This is a genomic window from Bradyrhizobium sp. WSM4874 (assembly GCF_055811835.1).
Map to the genome: position 1 here is coordinate 25,283 of NZ_JBVVPR010000031.1, position 20,836 is coordinate 46,118.

The 20,836-nt window shown below is 62.3% G+C and carries 19 protein-coding genes and 1 tRNA gene; 9 read left to right on the top strand and 11 right to left on the bottom strand.

Annotated elements, in window-relative coordinates; translation table 11 throughout:
* Positions 1 to 34 precede the first annotated feature (34 nt).
* Genes AC0L3P_RS26920 through AC0L3P_RS26930 form a run of 3 tightly spaced genes read left to right on the top strand, consistent with a single transcriptional unit; the run spans position 35 to position 2,011 of the window.
* On the top strand, positions 35 to 661 hold the full coding sequence (locus AC0L3P_RS26920; protein WP_473306529.1) for a hypothetical protein: 627 nt from the start codon (positions 35 to 37) through the stop codon (positions 659 to 661).
* A 4-nt stretch (positions 662 to 665) separates the two neighbouring features.
* Positions 666 to 914, top strand: coding sequence for a helix-turn-helix transcriptional regulator (locus tag AC0L3P_RS26925; protein WP_473306531.1), 249 nt, complete (start codon positions 666 to 668; stop codon positions 912 to 914).
* 2 nt (positions 915 to 916) lie between these two features.
* Entirely contained in the window at positions 917 to 2,011 is a 1,095-nt protein-coding gene (locus AC0L3P_RS26930) for a tyrosine-type recombinase/integrase (protein WP_473306533.1), read from the top strand.
* A 12-nt stretch (positions 2,012 to 2,023) separates the two neighbouring features.
* On the opposite strand, the gene AC0L3P_RS26935 is transcribed toward AC0L3P_RS26930, so the two are convergent.
* Both AC0L3P_RS26935 and AC0L3P_RS26940 read right to left on the bottom strand, forming a co-directional pair.
* Positions 2,024 to 2,098 (bottom strand) — tRNA-Glu (locus tag AC0L3P_RS26935).
* 222 nt (positions 2,099 to 2,320) lie between these two features.
* Positions 2,321 to 2,665, bottom strand: a complete 345-nt coding sequence (locus tag AC0L3P_RS26940) for a hypothetical protein (protein WP_275173593.1) — start codon at positions 2,663 to 2,665, stop codon at positions 2,321 to 2,323.
* Between AC0L3P_RS26940 and AC0L3P_RS26945 the strand changes: the two genes are divergently transcribed.
* The 3 genes from AC0L3P_RS26945 (at position 2,664) to AC0L3P_RS26955 (ending at position 5,491) form a co-directional block, all read left to right on the top strand.
* Positions 2,664 to 3,671 (top strand): RluA family pseudouridine synthase, encoded by a 1,008-nt coding sequence (locus AC0L3P_RS26945; protein WP_473306535.1) that lies wholly within the window; start codon positions 2,664 to 2,666, stop codon positions 3,669 to 3,671. The genes AC0L3P_RS26940 and AC0L3P_RS26945 overlap by 2 nt on opposite strands.
* 217 nt (positions 3,672 to 3,888) lie before the next feature.
* Entirely contained in the window at positions 3,889 to 4,788 is a 900-nt protein-coding gene (rpoH, locus tag AC0L3P_RS26950; RefSeq protein WP_007596598.1) for an RNA polymerase sigma factor RpoH, read from the top strand.
* 361 nt (positions 4,789 to 5,149) lie between these two features.
* Positions 5,150 to 5,491: a hypothetical protein gene (locus AC0L3P_RS26955; RefSeq protein ID WP_275173591.1), complete on the top strand. Its 342-nt coding sequence runs from the start codon at positions 5,150 to 5,152 to the stop codon at positions 5,489 to 5,491.
* Between the two features lie 182 nt (positions 5,492 to 5,673).
* Here AC0L3P_RS26955 and AC0L3P_RS26960 read toward each other — a convergent pair whose 3' ends face one another.
* The 4 genes from AC0L3P_RS26960 to AC0L3P_RS26975 form a co-directional block, all read right to left on the bottom strand.
* Complete coding sequence (locus tag AC0L3P_RS26960; protein WP_275173590.1) at positions 5,674 to 6,300, bottom strand: peptidoglycan recognition protein family protein; 627 nt, start codon at positions 6,298 to 6,300, stop codon at positions 5,674 to 5,676.
* Positions 6,301 to 6,334: 34 nt separating this feature from the next.
* Positions 6,335 to 7,546 carry a GGDEF domain-containing protein gene (locus AC0L3P_RS26965; protein WP_473306541.1) on the bottom strand — a complete coding sequence of 404 codons (1,212 nt, stop codon included), beginning with the start codon at positions 7,544 to 7,546 and terminating at the stop codon, positions 6,335 to 6,337.
* A gap of 582 nt (positions 7,547 to 8,128) precedes the next feature.
* The gene (locus tag AC0L3P_RS26970) at positions 8,129 to 8,740 is read right to left on the bottom strand and encodes a LysE family translocator (protein WP_473306545.1); all 612 of its coding nucleotides are present in this window, start codon (positions 8,738 to 8,740) and stop codon (positions 8,129 to 8,131) included.
* 56 nt (positions 8,741 to 8,796) lie between these two features.
* Positions 8,797 to 9,171, bottom strand: a complete 375-nt coding sequence (locus AC0L3P_RS26975; protein WP_473306549.1) for a response regulator — start codon at positions 9,169 to 9,171, stop codon at positions 8,797 to 8,799.
* A gap of 128 nt (positions 9,172 to 9,299) precedes the next feature.
* On the opposite strand from AC0L3P_RS26975, the gene AC0L3P_RS26980 reads away from it, so the two are divergent.
* Entirely contained in the window at positions 9,300 to 10,133 is an 834-nt protein-coding gene (locus AC0L3P_RS26980) for an SDR family NAD(P)-dependent oxidoreductase (RefSeq protein WP_473306551.1), read from the top strand.
* Between the two features lie 202 nt (positions 10,134 to 10,335).
* Here the strand turns inward: AC0L3P_RS26980 and AC0L3P_RS26985 are convergent, their stop codons facing one another.
* Entirely contained in the window at positions 10,336 to 11,142 is an 807-nt protein-coding gene (locus AC0L3P_RS26985) for a lytic murein transglycosylase (protein ID WP_275173586.1), read from the bottom strand.
* A 175-nt stretch (positions 11,143 to 11,317) separates the two neighbouring features.
* Between AC0L3P_RS26985 and AC0L3P_RS26990 the strand changes: the two genes are divergently transcribed.
* Both AC0L3P_RS26990 and AC0L3P_RS26995 read left to right on the top strand, forming a co-directional pair.
* Complete coding sequence (locus AC0L3P_RS26990; protein WP_473306554.1) at positions 11,318 to 12,262, top strand: OmpA family protein; 945 nt, start codon at positions 11,318 to 11,320, stop codon at positions 12,260 to 12,262.
* A gap of 590 nt (positions 12,263 to 12,852) precedes the next feature.
* Entirely contained in the window at positions 12,853 to 13,089 is a 237-nt protein-coding gene (locus tag AC0L3P_RS26995) for a hypothetical protein (protein WP_007596614.1), read from the top strand.
* Between the two features lie 18 nt (positions 13,090 to 13,107).
* On the opposite strand, the gene AC0L3P_RS27000 is transcribed toward AC0L3P_RS26995, so the two are convergent.
* The 4 genes from AC0L3P_RS27000 to dnaG all read right to left on the bottom strand — a co-directional run bounded on the left by AC0L3P_RS27000 (position 13,108) and on the right by dnaG (position 20,807).
* On the bottom strand, positions 13,108 to 13,506 hold the full coding sequence (locus AC0L3P_RS27000; RefSeq protein ID WP_473306556.1) for a thiol-disulfide oxidoreductase DCC family protein: 399 nt from the start codon (positions 13,504 to 13,506) through the stop codon (positions 13,108 to 13,110).
* Entirely contained in the window at positions 13,499 to 15,949 is a 2,451-nt protein-coding gene (locus tag AC0L3P_RS27005) for a helicase domain-containing protein (protein WP_473306558.1), read from the bottom strand. Before AC0L3P_RS27005 ends, AC0L3P_RS27000 begins: the two co-directional genes overlap by 8 nt.
* Before the next feature lie 305 nt (positions 15,950 to 16,254).
* Positions 16,255 to 18,414 carry an RNA polymerase sigma factor RpoD gene (gene rpoD / locus AC0L3P_RS27010; protein ID WP_473306561.1) on the bottom strand — a complete coding sequence of 720 codons (2,160 nt, stop codon included), beginning with the start codon at positions 18,412 to 18,414 and terminating at the stop codon, positions 16,255 to 16,257.
* Positions 18,415 to 18,791: 377 nt separating this feature from the next.
* A complete protein-coding gene (gene dnaG / locus AC0L3P_RS27015) occupies positions 18,792 to 20,807 on the bottom strand; it encodes a DNA primase (protein ID WP_473306564.1) in 2,016 nt (671 codons plus the stop codon).
* Positions 20,808 to 20,836 lie beyond the last annotated feature (29 nt).

The window sequence follows — 20,836 nt, forward strand, 5'->3', positions numbered from 1 at the left end:
ATCGCAACGATTCTGAGAAAGGTTCTTTGCTGTCGTGCTTGTCACCGACAAACTTTATTTCACGTCGACCCTCATCGCAGGAGCAGGCTGCGCGTCAGACACTTTTCGCGCGTGGCGCAACCGAAATGGCCTTTTTCCTGAAACTTCCGGCGGCGGCAAGTGGAATAAGTTTTCAATCATCGACATCTTCGTTGTAAGCCTCGTTAATGATTTAACGCGCTCAGGCTTGTCTGCCCAACTCGCGGTCGATGCCGCGATGAAAGCGGCGCCGCTCCTCGAAGAGCTCTTTCAGGTTCCGCTGACCAAAAGAGAAGTCTTGTGGCCTTCTGAGTTGGTTTCAAAAATAGAGCGAAAGATTTGGCCAGGCCGAACTGACTACCCCGTATTGAATATTCGACCTCCTGCTATCTCGTCCGGCAAGGTGAAGGTTGAGCTGCTTACTTCCCGAACTAGTGCGGAAGCCATGCTGCGGGACCGCGCAATTAGCATCAGCGTAAATTTGCTATACTTATCGCGCGCTGCACTGGGGGGAATGGCAATTGCCGATTCCGAATTGGAGATTGACGGCAAGAAGAGCTTCAGGCCGGGCCACGCAAAGCTAAGCTCGCGCGAAGTACGCCAGCCCCTTGCTTCGTCTCGCCGGTCCAAGGCTGGGGACTGAGCCTATGGCGCGCCAGTTCGCCCTGCCTCCGACGCTTGCCCCCCGTTTAATCGGGCGCGAGGCTGCTGCCGCCTATGTATCAGTCGCGCCGAACACATTCGACATCATGGTGCGGGAGGGGCGGATGCCTAAGCCGCGGCTCCTTACGGCCGGGCGAAAGGCGTGGGACGTGAGACTGCTCGATCAAGCAATAGATGGGCTGCCTTTGGACGGCGATGATAACGGCATTTCAAACGAAGGCTGGGATGATTAGTGATGCGTCGCAAATTGCCGCCGAACGTCGACAAGAACATCGTCAGTGGCCGCGTTTACCTTTCGTATCGCGTCGGCAAGGGAGCGCGAACTAAGCTCCCTGGTAATCCTGATTCAGACGAATTTAGACTCGCCTACGCCGCTGCCGTTGCGGGCCAAGCGGCGGCCAGGGCAGCGATTGCCAAGGATGCGTTACGCTCAATCGGCGCGCTCGTGACATCCTACTTGAGTAGTGATGCCTTCGCGTCGCTCGGCGATGGCAGCAAGAGCGGCTATCGTAGCCGTTTGGACCAGATCAGGCGCGATCATGGCCATCGCGCAGTCGCTGGCCTCACGAAGGATCGTATTGAGCAGAAAATTCTCAAGCCGCTTCGCAATAGGCCAGGCGCAAAGATCGACACCCTTAAAAAGCTTCGTATCTTAATTCGTCACGCGAAGGACGACCTCAAGTGGATTGCGGTCGATCCGTCCGATGGCATCAAGCGCGGTCGGTCGAAGGAGATTCGCGCTTGGACGGACGCCGAGATGAAGGCTTTTGAGGAGCGTTGGACGGTCGGCACGAAGCAGCGCGCCGCTTATGAACTGATGCTCAATGTGGGTACCGCACGCGTCGACACACATCTGATAACGTGGGTGCAGGCCGACGCCGATGATTTTGCGTATACCCGGCGCAAGACCGGCGTTCCCGTAGTCGTTGATAAGGCGCAGTCGCTGCGAGAAGCCCTGGCGGCGCTGCCCCGCCGACATTTCTGCATTTTGACCACTGAGTGGGGTAAGCCGTTCACTGTGGACGGCTTTAGCGGGTGGATGCGAGGGGCGATGACCGAAGCGGGACTTCCGCTCGACTGTCGGCCCCATGGCTTGCGTAAGACCTTCGGGCGTCTTCTGGCTGACGCCGGCGCGACCGCCCACGACATCATGGCAGCGCTGGGGCACCTGACGTTGGCAGAAGCAGAACGTTACACGCGCGAGGCTGATCGTCGTCGAGGGGGTCGGCGGGCAATATCGAAGCTAGAAGACCACAAGGCGAACAGAATTCCCCAAACCCCCTCTGAAAGTTTGGGGAATGGGGTAAAAAAGCAAGGAAATTCAAAATGAAGAGGACGGCGCTGGCGCTCCCTAGGGGAATCGAACCCCTGTTTCAGCCTTGAGAGGGCCGCGTCCTAACCGCTAGACGAAGGGAGCGTGAGGGAGAGGACATAGCCTCGAATTTTGCCGGCGGCAAGCGGGGATCGCGGGGTTTTGGACCTCTGCTTGGCGTCGTCCCGGCGGAAGCCGAACCCATTAGCTCGAATGCGGATGGTTAAGGCAGATCGGAGCGACGATCTCGTTCACGCAAGCGGATTCGGTGGCTATGGGTCCTGGCCTTCGCCAGGACGACGATGGCGGCGAGTTCCGGGGCCGGACTCACGGCTCATTGGCAAATTTCAGCTTTCCGGCCGGCCGCAAGGTGTGGGCGTCGAAGGTGCGGATCTCGGTGACGCCGCCGATGTCGAGCGTGATCACGAGCCGGTCGCCGGCCACGCCGCTCGAGACGATTTTGGCGCCCTTAGGCAGGGTGGCAATGACGTCGCCGGCCGGCTCGGGCGCCCTTCCCTCCGACTTGAAAAGGCGGTAGCCCACCGCGATCAGCACGGCGCAGATTGCCAGCGCCGTGGTCAACCCCGCGATCAGCATCATCCGCCGCACCCGCGCGAACAGCGCGGCCTGCTCGGGGCTCGGTTCGGGAACAACGGTATCAGACGTCGTCATGGAAAATTCTGGCTCTGCGCAAAGGTTGGAGGTTGTCGTCGAAGGCTCCGAGGGCTCGACCCGGCTCGACCGCGTGCTGGCGGTGCACCTTGCCGAGCTGTCGCGATCGAGGCTGAAAGCCCTGATTCTGGCGGGCGCGGTGAGCCTCAGGGACGCCGCGATCCGGGACCCCGCTTATCACGTCGCCTCCGGTGATACGATCACAATCGACGTGCCGGAAGCGGCCCCGCCGGAGCCGAAAGGCGAGGATATCGCCCTCGATATCGTGTTCGAGGACGACGACATCGTCGTCCTCAACAAGCCGAAAGGGCTGGTGGTGCATCCCGCGGCGGGCCACGAGACCGGCACGCTGGTGAATGCGCTGATCGCCCATTGCGGCTCATCGCTGTCGGGCATCGGCGGGGTGCGCCGGCCCGGTATCGTGCACCGGCTGGACAAGGACACCACCGGGCTGATGGTGGTCGCCAAGAACGACCTCGCGCATGCCTCGCTCACCGCGCAATTCGCCGATCACGGCCGCACCGGGCCGATGCGCCGCGGCTACATGGCCTTCGCCTGGGGGCTGCCGGGCCGTCATCGCGGCACCGTGGACGCGCCGATCGACCGCCACCCGCATGCGCGCGAGAAGATGGCGGTGCGCCAGGGCGGCCGTGAGGCCGTGACGCATTGGGAGCTTCTGGAGAGTTTTGCCGGGCGCGACGGCAAGCCGATCGCGACGCTGCTCGCCTGCGAGCTCGAGACCGGGCGCACCCACCAGATCCGCGTCCACCTCGCCCATATCGGCCACCCCCTGATGGGCGATGCCGTCTACGGCCCGCATTTCAAGACCAAGGCAAACCAGCTGGGCTCCGAGTCGCAGGCCGTCCTGGCCGCGCTGGGGCGGCAGGCCCTACACGCTTACCTGCTGGTATTGGAGCACCCGAGGACTGGAGAATTACTCCACTGGGAAGCGCCTCTGCCGGAGGATTTGCTTCTCCTTCAGGGGGCCCTGAAAGCGGCGCTATGACGCAGGCCGCTTCAGAAATGCTTTACATTACAAAAAGTTATAGCTGCCACACGCGGACGTGACGTCAGCAATCCTTCCCTTTTTGCCTCCCGATGGAGTATATTGCGCTTGCGTTGAAGACCAACGCGGAACATCGCAGCACCGATCGGCTTTAACCAAGCGGTCGTCTGCCTGGCCCGCCGCTATCGGGGGCCTGAACCTGTTTGGAGGGCGCACTATGGCCCGTACAGCTACCCTGCCGGTCCTTAATGGCGAATCCGGCCTTTCCCGTTACCTCGGCGAGATCCGCAAGTTTCCGATGCTGGAACCCCAGCAGGAATACATGCTCGCCAAGCGTTGGCGCGAGCACGATGATCGTGACGCCGCGCACCAACTCGTCACCAGCCATCTCCGTCTCGTGGCCAAGATCGCCATGGGCTATCGCGGCTACGGCCTGCCGATCTCCGAGGTCGTCTCGGAAGGCAATGTCGGCCTGATGCAGGCGGTGAAGCGGTTCGAGCCCGAGAAGGGCTTCCGTCTCGCCACCTACGCGATGTGGTGGATCAAGGCGTCGATTCAAGAGTACATCCTGCGTTCGTGGTCGCTCGTGAAGATGGGCACCACCGCGAACCAGAAGAAGCTGTTCTTCAACCTGCGCAAGGCGAAGAGCAAGATTTCCGCGCTGGACGAAGGCGATCTCCGCCCCGACCAGGTGGCCATCATTGCCAAGCGCCTCGGCGTCACGGCTCAGGACGTGGTCGACATGAACCGCCGCCTCGGTGGCGACGCGTCGCTCAATGCTCCGATCCGCGACGACGGCGAAGCCGGCGAATGGCAGGACTGGCTGGTCGACAATTCGCCCAACCAGGAAGCCATGCTGGCCGAGCACGAGGAGTATGATCACCGCCGCGACGCCCTGAACGGCGCCATGGGCGTGCTCAACCCGCGCGAACGCCGCATCTTCGAGGCCCGCCGCCTCGCCGATGAGCCGATGACGCTGGAAGACCTTGCCGCCGAGTTCGGCGTGTCGCGCGAGCGCGTCCGCCAGATCGAGGTCCGCGCCTTCGAGAAGGTGCAGTCCGCAGTCAAGGGCACGATCGCAAAGGCCGAACAGGCTGCGCTGGAAGCCGCGCTCTAAGCGCGAGGTTTTTAGCGCCAGAGATTGGCGGATCGACAAGAGACAGAAAGCCGGCGGCAACGCCGGCTTTTTTGTTGGGCGCAACTCTCGCCGTCATGCCACGCGACCCGGCTACGCCAAGGCTTCGCCGAGGTTGAGGTTCGGGGGCGCCGAAGCTTTTGGCGTAGGCGGCAGGCGGGGCATCCAGTACGCCGCAGCGCTCGTTGCAAGAGCGAAATCTCCAATGCAGGTCTCTGGAATACTGGATCGCCCGGCTAAACCGGCGATGACGGTGGGGGTTGTGGCTCTGCCTTGAACCCGCACTGCCGGTCGGCCGACCAAAAACATTGGACCGACAGCATCAAGAGAACGGACACTCACCGTGTCGATCATCCTGCAATCCACCGTCGGCGGCTTCTCCGCCCAGTTCATGCGCAAGCTGCCGCTGGTCGAGCAGGCGATGCGCGAGCACGGGCTCGAGCCGTCGGAGTTCGTGATCTCGAAGGACTATGCCTCGACCGCGACGATCCCGCTGATGGGTCCGTTCTTCTTCAATTACAGCGTCTACTTCGGCGACGAGACATTCACGGTCACCGAGCCGAACGACATGGTGTTCCTCGACTACTTCTTCAAGCGCGTGCTCGCGGCGGATGACCCGCCGGAAGTGCCGCGCCGGCCGGGCTTGATCCGGCGGTTGTTCGGGTGGATGTCAGAGCCGGTGTAGTTGCTTTTCCCCTCTCCCCTTGCGGGAGAGGGTGGCTCGCGAAGCGAGACGGGTGAGGGGTCGCCTCCGCGAGCGCATCTCTCACATCGTCATTCGCGGAGACAACCCCTCATCCGGCGCTTTGCGCCACCTTCTCCCGCAAGGGGAGAAGGGAAGAGCGCACCGCCGGCGCCTCGCTAACTCTACTCCCCCCAAACCCGCGCCAGCGTCGCGAGCCAGCAGCCTTCGCAATAGCGGGCGTCCTTGTAGTCGATCCAGTTGTGCGCATAGACGCGGTCGAGCGGGATCCCGTAGCGCGCGCGCAGGATCTGGACGAGGATCTTCCACGCCGCGACCTGCGCCGCGGTCGGGCCCGTGGTGACGTCGGGATAGTTGCCGGCGAACTCGACGCCGATCGAATTGTCGCGCACCACCTGACGATAGGTCGGCTTGTTGTCGATGTACTTGTTGTCGTTGCGGTTGGCGCCGTCGCCATGGGTCGGCACCAGGTTTTCCGCGACCGCCCAATAGACAGTGCCGTCGGTCTCCACCCACAATGTGACGCCGCGACGCTTGGGATTCTTAGCCTGCTCCTGCGCACCGCCGCGCGCCGAACCTGCCGGTCCCTCGGTCTGGTGCACGATGATGTTGCGCCAGGGTTTTGCGTTGCCGACGTCCCCCCATGGCGCCAGCCACACCATCTTCAGGCCGGGGATGTCAGGCGTGCCGGAGGCGCGCGCGAGCTTTGCGAGTTCGGCGTCGGTCGCGGCGGCAGGTGCGATCGGAATGAGGGCGGCGAGAATGGCCGCGAGCAGGCGAGAGATCATCATGCGGGTCCAATGCGGACCCGACGTTAGCACGCCCCTACGCGAATTTGCGCAAGGCCTCACCTGGACCGATCGGGTCAGGCATGAGCGGCGGCGCCGGATCGTGGATGGCAAAGTCGTTCTTGCCGTTCTTCTTGGCCGCATAGAGGGCGTGGTCGGCATGTGCGATCAGGCGGTCCGGAAACTGGCCGACGCCGCGGTCCCACTGCGCCACCCCGATCGAGATCGCGATCGGAATGTCGATGCCGGTGCAGTTGACGGCATCCTGGCGGCAGACCTCGAGCACGCGGCGGGCGATCGCAGCCGCCTCGCGCAAGGTTGACGACGGCAGCACGACGCAGAATTCGTCGCCACCGGTGCGGGCGAGCATGTCGCCGGGCCTCAAGCGCGTCTGCGCCATCAGAGTGAAGTGCTGGAGGCAGGCATCGCCCGCGGCATGACCATGGGTGTCGTTGACGGCCTTGAAGCCGTCGAGATCGATCACCAGCAGCGAGAACGGCTCGTTGCTGCGCTCCGAGCGGGCGCATTCTTCGACCAGCCGCTGCAACAGATGCCGCCGGTTGGCGACACCGGTGAGATCGTCGAGCAGCGCGAGGTCGGCAACTTCGTTGCGCAGGCGGTCCATCGCCATCAGCAGGAAACCGAAATTGAGCGTCATCGACAGGAACAGGAGCCCCAGCACCATGACGGCATGAGACTGCCCTCCGGCGACCGACGAGAAATCGCCGCCGAGCAGATTGCCGATCGCACGAGCCGCGAAGATCGCGATGATGGTGATGATCACGATGCCGGAGAGCCGGGCTCCCGGGCTGGCACGGCCTTCCGGCGGCGATAGCAGCAAACGCAGCGACAGCGCCAGCGGCAGCGCCTGACCGAGCGAGTAGCTGAGCATGCGCAGCTGCATGTGATCGTATGCGACCATGAAGAACACGACGCCGCTGAGGCTGAGAATTCCCGTCGCGGCCATGACGCGCCAGGACACCGGCCGACCGTAGAAGCGCTGAATGCCCATGGCGGCAAGGCAGCTCGCCGCGATGATGCCGACGGCTCCGAGCAGCAGCGGGACAGGCGAGACGACGAAAAGGCGGATCAAGGCCGCCATCGTGCCGATCGCGCCGACGAAGCACGATGCCATCCAGAACCGCGCGGCCGCGAATTTCGGATAGGAGCGCGTCACGTAGGCCCAGATCAGACCGAGCGCCAGGAAGTTGACGACGAATACGGTCCAGAGTGTCGGCACGTTCAGCATGGCGCGCGCCACAAGCGCAGCATCGCGCCCTCCGTCCCTGCCAGCTGTCCGTTCATGACCCCGTCCCCGTTTTCTTGCGGGGACAATGCGACCGACGCGCTTAACGGAGTCTCACTGCGATCCGCGAAAACATGCCTTTGGTTTTGGATTTATGAACGGCCGGCGCGTTGTCGGATCGTTAGGCATGGCCGGCGATGCGGATTCGCGAGCCAAAATCACCCGAAAATGCATCTGAGCTGTGGATAACGCGATGACACGGATGTGACAGCGCGGGGCAGAAGCGCGCGAATCTGCTGAGTTCGTCGTCGAGGATGTTGCGAGGCTGGCCCTCCGCCGAGCATCCCTCGTGTCGCGTTTCACCATTAACCCTGAAGAGGATCCTATGGCTAAGAAAGCGAAGAAGGCGAAGAAGGCGACGAAGAAAAAGGCCAAGAAGGCAGCGAAGAAGAAGTAACGAGGCTTCTTATTCTTTGCCCGGGTGGAGCACGCTCCGCCCGGGCGTCGGGCAGCAATTGTGAGTTTGAAGACGGCGGGCGCAAGGCCCGCTTTTTTATTGGCTCCCGCCCTTGTTGGCTGGAGAAGCTACCGCTCCGCGAACGCCAGCTTGGCGCCGAGCGCGGCGAAGCCGGCGGCAAAGCTGCGGCGCAGCCAGGCCATGACACGCGGGCGGGAGATGACGCGCTCCCGCACCGAGGCTGCGCAGAGGCCGTAGACCACGAACACCGCAAACGTCATCGCCATGAAGGCGCCGCTCAATTCCAGCATCGGCGCCAGCACAGGGGCTTCGTCAGCGGCGATGAACTGCGGCAGGAAGGCCAGGAAGAAGATCGACAGCTTCGGATTGAGGATGTTGATCAGGAAGCCGGTCACGATCACGCGGCCAGCTGAACGCTCGCGGATCTCGCCGTCGACCGCCAGCGCCCCGGTCTCGCGCAGCGCCTGCCAGGACATGTAGAGCAGATAGGCAACGCCGCACCATTTCAGCGCGGCGAAGGCGAGCGCGCTGGTGTGGAGCACGGCGGCGAGCCCCAGCATCGCGGCCGTCATGTGCGGCACGATGCCGAGGGTACAGCCGAAGGCGGCCGCGATGCTCGCGCGCGAGCCGCGGGTCAGCGCGGCCGCCAGTGTGTAGAGCACGCCGGTGCCGGGCGAGGCGACGACGATCAGCGAGGTGAGCAGGAAGGACAAGGTCATGGACCGACCTTATCACCGCGCCCCGGACCATGAAAGCCAACCTGCCGGATCGATCGTCAGGACAGCTGCGCGATCTCGGCTTCCCGGAGCACGTCGAGCGGCGCCCAGGGCTTGGCCCAGAACTTTGCGCCGTTCGGCAAGGACTGCATCAAGGGGCGGCCGGAGGTGACGACGATGTCGAGCTTCGGGTTGCGGTCCTTGGCGACATGCGCGAGCTCGACCCCGTTCATGCGGCCCGCAAGCTGCACGTCCGTCATCATCAGGCAGAGCGCCCCGGCGCTCTTCTCCAGCACCAGCTCGGCCGCCTCGGCGCTCTCGCACTGGATGACGTCGTAGCCGCTTTCTTCGAGAAGAAGGCTGAGCATCTCCCTCTGCATGAGGTCGTCTTCAACGATCAGTGCGGTGGCTCGAAACGGCTTTGCTTGTCCCATCGGCGGCTCCCAATGCTGCCTGTCTTCATGAAGTAACGTACGTTAAGGTGGGAACAGCGATGCGGTTCGGTTCCAATATGAAAAAATGTAAAGCATAGTTCCGCTCGAAAGGCTTGACGGGGGATATCATGACATCGATCCGCGGCGCCGCCGCCATCACCGGAGCGGCAAGCGGCATCGGCCGCGCGCTCGCGAGCGAGCTTGCGCGGTGCGGCTGCGATCTCGCGCTCGCCGATCGCGACGAGGCCGGGCTGAAAACGCTTGCCGCCGGGATCGGAGCCGCATGCAAGGTCAGCCTGCATCGCGTCGACGTCAGCGAGCCCGACGACATCGCGCAGTTCGCGCGTGAGGCGACCACCGCGCATCCCGCGCTCGGCATCGTCATCAACAATGCCGGCGTGGCGCTGATGGGCTCGTTCGAGGAGATCGACCAGGCGCAGATGGACTGGCTGTTCGACATCAATTTCTGGGGCGTGGTGCACGGCACGCGCGCCTTCCTGCCGCATCTGAAGACGATGGGCGAGGCGCACATCGTCAACCTGTCCTCGATCTTCGGCATCATCGCCCCGCCAGGACAGTCGGCCTATGCCGCGGCGAAATTCGCGGTGCGCGGCTTTTCCGAGAGCGTGCGGCACGAGCTTGCCATGGCGGATAGCCCTGTCAGGCTGTCGGTCGTGCATCCCGGCGGCGTCGCGACCGCCATCGCCCGCAATTCGCGCACCGGGGTCGGCGTCACCGACAATGCGCGCCGGTCGCAATCGATCGAGCGGTTCGAGAACGCAGCAAAGACCACGCCGCGAGATGCCGCGCTGCGCATCATCAGGGGCATCGAGAGAAACGAGCCGCGCATCCTGATCGGCAACGACGCCCGCTTCATGGATCTCCTGCAGCGCTTCCGCCCGGCAACGTACTGGGCCCCGTTGCAGCGCAAGCTGGAGAGGATGGCGAAGGGGACGAAGTGAGGGGCGCCGTCGAATTGCACGATGCCAGGCGCCACACCCGCCGCTGTCGTCCTGGCGAAAGCCAGGACCCATAGCCACCGAATTCAGTTTGGCGAAGACTGGCAGTTACTCAGCACGTGACTGCGAGTCGTTGTAACGATTCCCGCCTGGGGTAATGGGTCCTGGCGTTCGCCAGGACGACGGCGGAGAGGCATCACGCCCCTCACTGCCCCGCCAGCCGATCGGCAAAATACCCGATCGTCTTGCGATAGATCACCGCCCTGTTCCATTCGCGCATGGCCTCGAAATTGGCGGTGCCTTCGCCGTAGGGTTGGCCCATCTTGAAGCCGCTGGTGTGGAGCAGGTTCGCGGTCGAGGCGAGCACGTCGGGGACGCTGTGGCGGAGATCGACGTGGCCGTCGCCGTCGAAATCAACGCCATACTTGATGTAGGACGACGGCAGGAACTGAGTCTGGCCGATCTCGCCGGCAAAGGCGCCGATCAGGTCGCGCAGCGGCAGGTCGCCGCGCTGTACGATCTTCAGCGCGGCGAGCAGCTCGCCCTGGAACAGCTCCGTGCGGCGGCAATCATGCGCGAGCGTTGCCAGCGTGCGGATCACCGGCATCTTGCCGATGTCGCCCTTGCCGAAATCGCTCTCCAGCCCCCAGATCGCAACCAGGATATAGCGGGGCACGCCGAACTGCTGCTCGATGCGCGAGAGCAGCGCGGCGTGGCGCTGCAACATCGCGCGGCCGCCATTGATGCGGCCGGGGCCGACGCGAGTCGAGACGTACTGCTCAAAGCTCTTGTTGAAGGTGTAGCGCTGGCGCCGGTCGAAGGCGAGCACCGCGCCGTCCTGCTGCACACCGCTGAGCGCCGCGCTGGTCACGCTCGCCGAGACGCCGGCGGCTTGCGCTTCCGAGGCCATGCTGGCGACAAAGCTATTGAAGTCGCCGCCGCAGCGCGCGGCCTGCGCCGATCCACTGGCCAGACAGGCGATGAAGGCGATGGCCAGGGCGTATTTCGACATTCGGAAAAATCCTACAGGGAATGAGCGCGGGAAGCAGCGCGCGATCATGCCCGGGAACCGGATTCGCGTCAAAGCGGCAAATCCTCGCCAGAACCGATCGCATCCTGCCTGCGACAAATCAAATGCACTCGCCCCTCCGCAACCGATCGAGGTGTCCATGCCCATGCCTATGCCCATGTCCATTCTTATGTCCATGTCGCGCCGGATGCTCGCCGCCCTCGCCTTGCTCTCCCTCACCGTGATGGCCGCTTCCGCACAGACGCGCGATGTCGCCGGCGGCCGCGACTATCCCGGCATCGGCCGGTTCGCCGGCAGCGTCATCACCGGCTATGTGATCAAGGATTGTGACGCGGCACGGATGCAGGCGGCTCCCTTCAAGGACGGCCAGCCCGTCGATGCGCGGCGGCTCGAGGGCCGCGTTGTCCGCATCGCCTATCGCACCAATCCCGGCCCCTCGATCCTGGAAGTGTCGCGCAATTTCGAGACGCAGCTTGCCAAAGCCGGCTTCGAGACCCTGCTCGCCTGCGACACCGATGCCTGCGGCGCCATTGCCTTTACCGAAGCCATCGACACGCTACCGGTGCCGCAGATGTGGGTCGATGGTTTCAACTATCGTTACTACGCCGGCCGCAAGATCGAGGGCGGGCGCGAGACCTTTGCCAGCGTCCTCGTCAGCCAGAACAATCAGGACATCACCGCGCAGGTCACCGTCGCCGAGCTCGGCGCGATCGCGAACAAGATGGTGGACGCCGCCGCGATGGCGAAGGGGCTTGGCGAGACCGGCCACATCGCGCTCTATGGCATCTATTTCGATACCGACAAGGCCGTGCTCAAACCGGAAAGCCGCCCGACGCTGGAGCAGATCGCAAAGCTGCTGACGAGCCAGCCGCAGCTCAACGTCTTCATCGTCGGCCACACCGACAGCCAGGGCGCCTACGAGTACAATCTCGACCTGTCGAAGCGCCGCGCCGATGCAGTCGCAGCCGAGCTGGTGAAGAACTTTCGCATCGCGCAGCCGCGATTGCGCACTGCCGGCGTTGGATTGCTGGCGCCGGTCGGATCCAACACTTCGGACGCCGGCCGCGCGCTGAACCGACGCGTGGAGCTGGTGGCACCGTGAGAACGGTGCATGCGGCACGCGCAACGTGATGGGAACAGCGTGAAGGGCGAAAGCAGATTAACATATGTTAGGTCGCAGCTTCTGCACGCACGCGGGAATACGTGCAGGCAAACGCACTTTCTGACAAGGCGGGTACCGGTCGCTGCATTGCGAGAGCAGGGAATATTAACGAAGTGATCTTGCCATCCAAGCAATTGCTTTGCGAAACGCGATGTCGCGACCACTGCATATCTGATGCGCTCGCTGCGACATCACAGCGTCAACGATTTGCCTTGCCACGGCATGGCGCGAGTTATAATCTTCTATTCTAGGTTGTCGCCCCGCCAGCCCCGGGCGACGCTGAAGACCAAAATAAACGGCGGGCTTCGCGGCCCGCCGTTTGTTGAGGCAAGGGTGAGGCAAGGGTCTCCTCGAAGGAGCGCATCGGGTTTACGAAGCGTTGGACGCTTCCACCCGACATCCAGGCGCCTCGCAAACGGGTTCGTCGATCGAGCGCGCAGCCGGTTCTGCCACTGCAGGGCCCGCAGCCGGCCTCCGGAAACCTGCCAAAGTCATTTGACTATGGCCCCCTGATCGACGAAAAGCCGGCCATGGCCAAAAAACCCGGAACCAATCCCAAGGGCGAGTTCGCCTTTTTCAACGTCTTCTATGAAGACGGCTCCCAACGCTCCAACCGGCGCGTGCCCGCCGAATTGCTCGGCGGCCTCGACGGCGACGAGCCGGCCCGCGCCTTCATCATGGAGCAGGACCGCGAGATCGCCGAGAAATCCGGCCGCCCGGCGCTGGAGATCAAGAACCTCGAGCGGGTCGGCGCGAAGAAGAAATAGGTCGACCCAGGCAGGCGCTCACCAGCGCCCGCTCCACCTGTTCCAGGCAAACAGCAGATCGGCAAACCGGTCATAGAAGAACCGGGTGAACGGCAGCGCCACGCGATTGCCGAACAACCCCGCAAGCCACCCCTCCCCCGGCGTCAGCCTCCACAGCGCAACCGCAACATCCGCGCCGACGATGAGCTGGCCGGCCTCATCGGTCGCATGCAGGCGGCGCCTAGTGTCGTCGAGCGTGGCGCCAAAGCGCGCCAGCGCATCGGGCTGCTCGTTGATATCCCTGAACTCGACCGTACCCGTGCGCACCAGCGCCAGCAGCTTGTTGCGCTGCCAGTCGATGCCGGCATCGCAGACGGGGCAACGGGTGTTGTACCAGATGCTTAAGTGGGGACGGAACTCAGGCGCATCGCTAGCCAATTGCAACTGCCCGAAGAAGACCGCTGTCTGCCAAGGTCGTAATTTCCTTGTGGCCACGCACATCGACGCGGCAACCAAGAAAAAGAGAGTGCTTCGGCCGGCTGATCGCCACGTATGCTTGATTGCGACCTATCTCGCTTAAAAGATCGAACGCACTCAAGTCGGGTATGATCACAACATCAAACTCCAAACCTTTTGTCTCGTACACGTGCGTAAAATGGATATCAAATCTACCCGTCAAATCTTCTCGCCGGGAGAGCGATGCTGGCCGCCGTCCGGTTGCCAACTCTGGCGCTAGAAGCGCATGCCATTTCGCGGCATCCTCCTCGGTTGGAAGGATAACCGCAACAGTTGCATACTCATGGATCGACGACAATCGGTCCAGCACCAACGCCTTGATCGCGTCATTCGATGAGTAGCGATGTAGAAGTATCGCGTCACCAGACGCTTCGAACTTCGAGCGATCATCACCTTGGAGCAAATTTCTAAATCCGGCACTCAGCCTAGCTAAGGGCTCGCGCTGCCGAAAATTTTTATTCAAGAAAATGGCAGCGTTTCGGCCAGACCTTGGCACAGATGGAAACAGGTCCATGAAAGTCTTCGACCCGCTCGATTGAAGCCGCTGACATAGGTCGCCGGAGAGTGTGATCTGATGATACCGCTTTGACGCAGACAAGCCCATCAAAAATACTTCTATCTCGGTAAAGTCCTGCACTTCATCAATAAAAACAGCGGTACTCTGTCGAACGCGGTAGATATGATTTGGAGCATTTGGATATTCAAATTCATCTGCAATCATGGCAGCGCAGGCAATCAATACCAATAAATCCGCGTCGGTCACCGCTCTTCTTTCACCCTCTTTTCTCAGGGCAAAAAGCTTCCGAATCTCATCGATGGATTGATCCACACCGTCGCTTGAACTGCCGTTAAAGGCTGTCTTCACTAGACTCGAAAATTCAGGCGCATTCACTGCTTCAGCGAACAAGGCGTCAACGGTTAGCGCGCCAAGCAATTGACGAACGAGGGGCGTCAAGGTACCCCGCTCCTCTTCCTGACGAACCTGCAGTAACTCCCGCTCAAGATCGAACCGATCGCGAAACTCCCGTCTACGCGACTGTTCACGTATCGAATCCTCGCGCGCACGATACTCTGCGCGCAAGACATCCTGCACTAGTCGTTGCGCTAAGCCGCTTGTATGAAAGATCGATGTCCCAACCTGGGGCTCAACTATTCTCAACTCCGCAGAGAAACGCTGCACCGCCTGCTTAACGGAGGGCGGCAATTCGGCCGTACTCGTGACGATAGCATCTAGCTTCACCGCCGTCGATCGAGCGAGCGCAGCATCCACGGCGCGCAACCACTCAAGCTGAGTGCGACACGCGGGCACCGGCACTTCGCTTCGTCGAAAGGAACGAGTCAGCCCAAATCGATTGGAGAGATGAATACGGTACTCTTGAAAGTCCCGTATTGGGAGTCGTTCCAAGTCCAGTTCACGCGCCGTGTCTACTAAATATCGCCTCAAGCTTCTGCTGAGAACGAATCCAACCATCGCGGCCGGTGAGAAATCTCTCGCCGGAACGCCGTCCAAGCCATAGTGCTCCTTGTTCTCCCCTGTTGAGAAGTTAGAGAAAAACTTAAGGCGCCCTAAAGCAACTGAAGTCTTCCCCGCGCCAGCTATTCCCTCGACAAGAGTCAATCCGGCCGGCTTGTTAAGGGCTTCTTCTTGAGACTTCGTTGTCCGAGTGAAAAATTGATGGCTGAGAGACTGGTTATCGGAGTCACCGAGATCGATACTGGACCAGTCAACGATCCAACCGGGATCAGAACTCCCGTCCGGCCTCACGCTTGGTCGAACATCCTCTAATAATCTAGCTGGAGGAACTCCTTCGACAAACGCACGCAACCCCGAAATTACGATAGCGGCCGCCGTCCGTCGTCCGAAGATAGACATCCGTCGAAAGTTTGGACGCTCGCTGGACAGGTGAAGGCTAGTTGGCCCCTCAAATGTCCGAGCCTCTTCTATTTTGAAATATCGCGTTCCTTCGGGATCAATTTCTCGCTCGTCATCGACTTGCGCTGAGACGAGCCGCGAGGCGAGAGGCGCATTTCGCGCGATTATCCCGCACTCTGGCAGACCAACATTCGCTTGAGTGATTCGAAACTTAAACGATTCGGTTGTCTTTCTGACTTCATCGATCTTGTTACCAATGACGGTTCGACCATAGGCATGGTGAGCTAGCTCCTTGTAACCTCTAAGTTGATCCTGCCTAGAATCATGTATTCCGAGTTCAACCTCTCCGGTATCACGATCAAAATTTGGCCGCCTACTGTACTCAGAGATTGCCACCCAAACACTCTGTGACAGCCGCTCAAGAATGCCAAGTTCTTCACTAGCTTCTGTGTAACCGGGGCGGCTCAAATCCTTATCGGCTCGTGGTTTCACAACAGCCTCCGATCATCGATGGCAAGAAACGGCTTCTTGGAGCGATATGCATTCCCACAAAATATTGAGCGTCAGGCCAATATCGGTAGTTAGGTTATTCGTTTCTACCAGAAGTTAGCAAGACCGCAGTGCGAACAAATTCGCACTCGGCTGCCGCGCGCAGTGAGCCACTCCCCCTTTGAGTAAGGCGTTAGCAACTCCACACACCGCATACGACGTAAACAGCAAGGCGCAATGGCCCAAACAAAAACGGCGGGCTTGCGCCCGCCGCTTTGAAAGTCCCGGTAGACCAAGCCATGCAATGTCTAATTATCCAAGAAGCTCCGCAGCTTCCTTGACCTTGACGGATGCTTCAGCTTCCGCAGTGCCTTCGCTTCGATCTGACGAATACGCTCTCTCGTCACCGAAAACTGCTGGCCGACTTCTTCCAGCGTGTGGTCGGTGTTCATGCCGATGCCGAAGCGCATGCGCAGCACGCGCTCTTCGCGAGGGGTGAGCGAGGCCAGCACGCGCGTGGTGGTTTCGCGCAGGTTCGACTGGATCGCGGCGTCGATCGGCAGGATCGCGTTCTTGTCCTCGATGAAATCACCGAGGTGTGAATCCTCTTCGTCACCGACGGGCGTCTCCAGCGAGAGCGGCTCCTTGGCGATCTTGAGGACTTTTCGCACTTTCTCCAGCGGCATGCCGAGCTTTTCGGCCAATTCCTCAGGAGTGGGCTCGCGGCCGATCTCGTTGAGCATCTGGCGCGAGGTGCGCACGATCTTGTTGATCGTCTCGATCATGTGCACGGGAATGCGGATGGTGCGCGCCTGGTCGGCGATCGATCGGGTGATCGCCTGCCGGATCCACCACGTGGCGTAGGTCGAGAACTTGTAGCCGCGGCGGTACTCGAACTTGTCGACCGCCTTCATCAGGCCGATGTTGCCTTCCTGGATCAGGTCGAGGAACTGCAGGCCGCGGTTGGTGTATTTCTTGGCGATCGAGATCACCAGACGGAGGTTGGCTTCCACCATCTCCTTCTTGGCCTGGCGGGCTTCGCGCTCGCCCTTCTGCACCGAGTGCACGATCTTGCGGAACTCGATGATCTCGAGACCGGTCAGGGCCGCGAGCTGATGCACCTCGTGGCGGAGGTCCTTGATGCGGTCCTTCTCGTGATGGACGAAGTTCTTCCAGCCCTTGGCCGACAGCTTCGAGACACGGTTGAGCCAGCGCGGATCGAGCTCCGAGCCGGTGTAGTTGCGCAGGAAGTCCTCGCGCGCGACGCCGTGGCTGTCGGCAAGGCGCATCAGGCGGCCCTCATGCGAGACGAGGCGCTTGTTGATGTCGTAGAGCTGCTCGACGAGTGAGTCGATACGCGCCTGGTTGAGGCGCAGCGACTTCACCTCGACGATGATCTCGTCCTTGAGCTTGCGGTATTTGCGCTCCTGGTGCGGCGAGAGCGAGGGCCCGTGCGAGGTGCTCTCGAGCTGGTTCTGGATGTCCTGCTCTTGCAGCTTGCGCAGCTTCTTGTAGCTGTCGGCGATCTTGTCGAAGATCTCGACGACCTTCGGCTTGAGCTCGGCCTCGATCGCCGCAAGCGACATCTGGTTCTCGAACTCGTCGTCCTCGTCCATGTCGGCTTCGGCGGCGGACTCCGCGGGATCCTTCGCGGCTTCGCCGGCATTGCCGGCATTGCCGGGCGCAGGCGCGGCGCGGAACGGGGTCGGCGCCGGCGGTGCGGCGGGCGGCGCGACATGCGCGGGCGCGGCGCCGGTGGCCTGGCCGCCTTCGGCCGACGCTTCACCGGTCTCGCCGTTCGGACCCGCGATCATCGCATTGTTCATGCCGGCCTTGGCGTCGGGCCCGGCATAGGTGGCTTCGAGATCGATGATGTCACGAAGGAAGATCTTTCCTTCGTTGAGCTCGTCGCGCCAGATGATGATGGCCTGGAAAGTCAGCGGGCTTTCGCACAGGCCTGCGATCATCGCCTCGCGGCCGGCCTCGATGCGCTTCGCAATCGCGATTTCGCCTTCGCGCGACAGCAGCTCGACGGTGCCCATCTCGCGCAGATACATGCGCACCGGATCGTCGGTGCGCTCGCCCGGCTCGCTCTTCTTGACCTCGGTGACGGCCTTCTGGGTGACTTCGACGAGCTCGTTGTCGGTCTCGTCCTCGCCGCTCTCGTCCTTGTCCTCCTCGCCTTCGCTATCGTCGGCTTCGGTGACGTTGATGCCCATGTCCGAGAGCATGGACATGATGTCCTCGATCTGCTCGGGAGAGGTCTGGTCGGACGGCAAAACTTCGTTGAGCTGATCGAAGGTCACGAAGCCGCGCTTCTTGGCCTGCTTGATCATCTTCTTCACGGCCGCGTCGGACAGATCGAGCAACGGCGAGGGCGCGTCCTGGGAGTCCTTCTCCGGCGCGTCCGCTGCCTTGTCGTCTTTTTCCTTGTCCTTCGCCTGCAGCGTCTTTGCCTTGGTGGCCATCCATTGCTCCTAAACGCGTTTCACACAGACGTTCGCCGCGCCCGCGTGAAATCACTTGAACCTGTTGCTCGATGCTCTCGCTTCGTCAGATCTCGACACGGAAAGGGCGGCGCGGACCTCTTGTCGCCACCCCCGACCTTTCACTCGCCGGATTTGCCTAACGCTTCGTAGAGCCTCTTTGTCGCAGCGGATGCAGGTGTAGTGCCAACAGCAATTGCGCGGATTCATTCCTGACGCGTCTGTTCTGCCTGCGGCCGCCTGGTGGCCAAAGTGCTACAAGACCGTTAAGCCTCGATTAACCCTGTTTTTGCCGCCAAACCTCGGATTTGGCGAGTCTTTTAGCGGTTCCGGTCCCGGCCGTCCGCATGATTCTTTCATCACACGCTCTTCTGGAACCGGCCCGACAGCTCGCCAAAACCCTCGATCAGGGCCTCGGTGCCATCGACTTCGCCTATCCGAGCCTTGACGTCGCGCAGCCACGCCATGTTGGCCTCGCTGGGATCATCCCCCAAGGCCATCTCAGCGTCTTTCAGCTCTCTAAGTAGTGAATGGTACTGCCGATGCAAGGCGACCAGCTGATGCCAGGTGGAGAGAACGTCGTCCCGTGCGGCGCCCTCGCGGGCGCCCCACACCGCCGCGGTCGTGATGCCGCCCTCAACCCTTTGAAGAGCCTGCGAAAATCCGCCCTTCTCGAGGTCGCTGCGCATCTTCTCGGCGAGCTCCCCAGGGTCCGGCGAGTGGTGATGGTCGTTGGCAAAGGCGGCGATGATGCCGGCCCGGAGCTTATGGACCTCGGGATGGGCGAGCTCCAGGGCCGCGACTTCCTCGAGGTGATCGTGCAGCAGCCAGGGGTGGTTGATCAGGATTTGCAGGATCAGGGCCTCCCGGCGGGAGATGGCGCTGCGCTGGCCGCGCATGATCGGGCTTGCCGCGAGCTGCGCGCTCGCCGCCTGGTAGGGCCCGGAGGGCAGCTGGATCGGACCGGGCGGGCCGCGGCGGCCTCCACCAAATCCCTGACCGCCGAATCGATTCGCGCCTCCCCCACCGCGGGGCTGAAACTGGCGGCCGCCGGGGCCGGGGCGGAAATTGCCACGGCCGCCGCCAAAGCCGCCGCGCCCGCCTTCGGGCGCAAAGGCGCGCTGAAGCCGCTCGGCAAGATCCTGCCGATAATAGCGCCGCACCACCTCGTCGCGGATGCCGTTGGAGAGCTCCTTGATGCGCGCCTCCAGCGCGGCGCGGCGCTCGGGCGTGGCGAAATTGCCGCCCTCGAGTTCGCGTGACCAGATCATCTCGGCGAGCGGACGCGCCGCCGCGATCACCTCCTCGATCGCGCCGCGACCGCCGGAGCGCACGAGATCGTCGGGGTCCTGCCCCTCCGGCAGCAGCGCAAAACGAAGACTCTTGCCGGGCGCGAGGAAGGGCAAGGCAAGGTCCGCGGCACGATACGCCGCCTTCTGGCCGGCGCGGTCGCCATCGAAGCAGAGGATCGGCTCGTCCGCCATTTTCCAGAGCAGCGCGAGCTGGTTTTCGGTAAGCGCGGTGCCGAGCGGCGCCACGCTGCCGGCAAAGCCCGCGGTGACCATGGCGATGACGTCGACATAGCCTTCGACCACGACCAGCGGGCTGCCGTCATGGGTGGCTTTGCGCGCGGTCTGGTGGTTGTAGAGATTGTCGCCCTTGTGGAAGAGCGGCGTCTCCGGCGAGTTCAGGTACTTGGCCGGAACGTCCTTCTCCAGCGCGCGCCCGCCGAAGGCGATGACGCGGCCGCGCAGATCCGTGATCGGAAACATCACCCGATCGCGGAAGCGATCATAGGGCACCGGGATGTCGTTGCCGGCCACCAGCATGCCGGTCTCGACCATGTCGTCGACGGAGACGCCGAGCTTGCCGAGATGCTCTTTCAGCGCAAAGCGATCGGGCGGCGCATAGCCCAGCCGAAACTGCAATTGCGTCGCCGGCGAGATCGCGCGGTCGGCGAGATAGCCGCGCGCCTTGGCGCCGACGCGCGAGGCCAGCGTCTCCGCGAAGAACTTCGCGGCGAGATCCATCACGTCATGCAGCGAGCGGCGCCGCTGCTCCTGACGCGCCGCGTCCGGCGTCACCGCCGGCAGCGGCAGGCCCGCCATATTGGCGAGCCGCTCCACGGCCTCCGCGAACGGCAGGCCGTCGGTCTCCATCATGAAGCTGATGATGTCGCCGTGCTTGCCGGAGGAGAAGTCGTGGTAAAAGCCCTTCTGGTCGTTGACGTAAAAGGACGGCGTCTTCTCCTGCTGGAACGGCGACAGCCCCTTCCACTCCCGCCCCGCCTTCTTCAGCTTGACGCGCTTGCCCACGACTTCGGAGACCGAAAGCCGGGCACGCAGCTCGTCGAGGAATTGGGGCGTGAAGCGCATGGGCTCTGTGTAACGCGAAACCGTGTGAG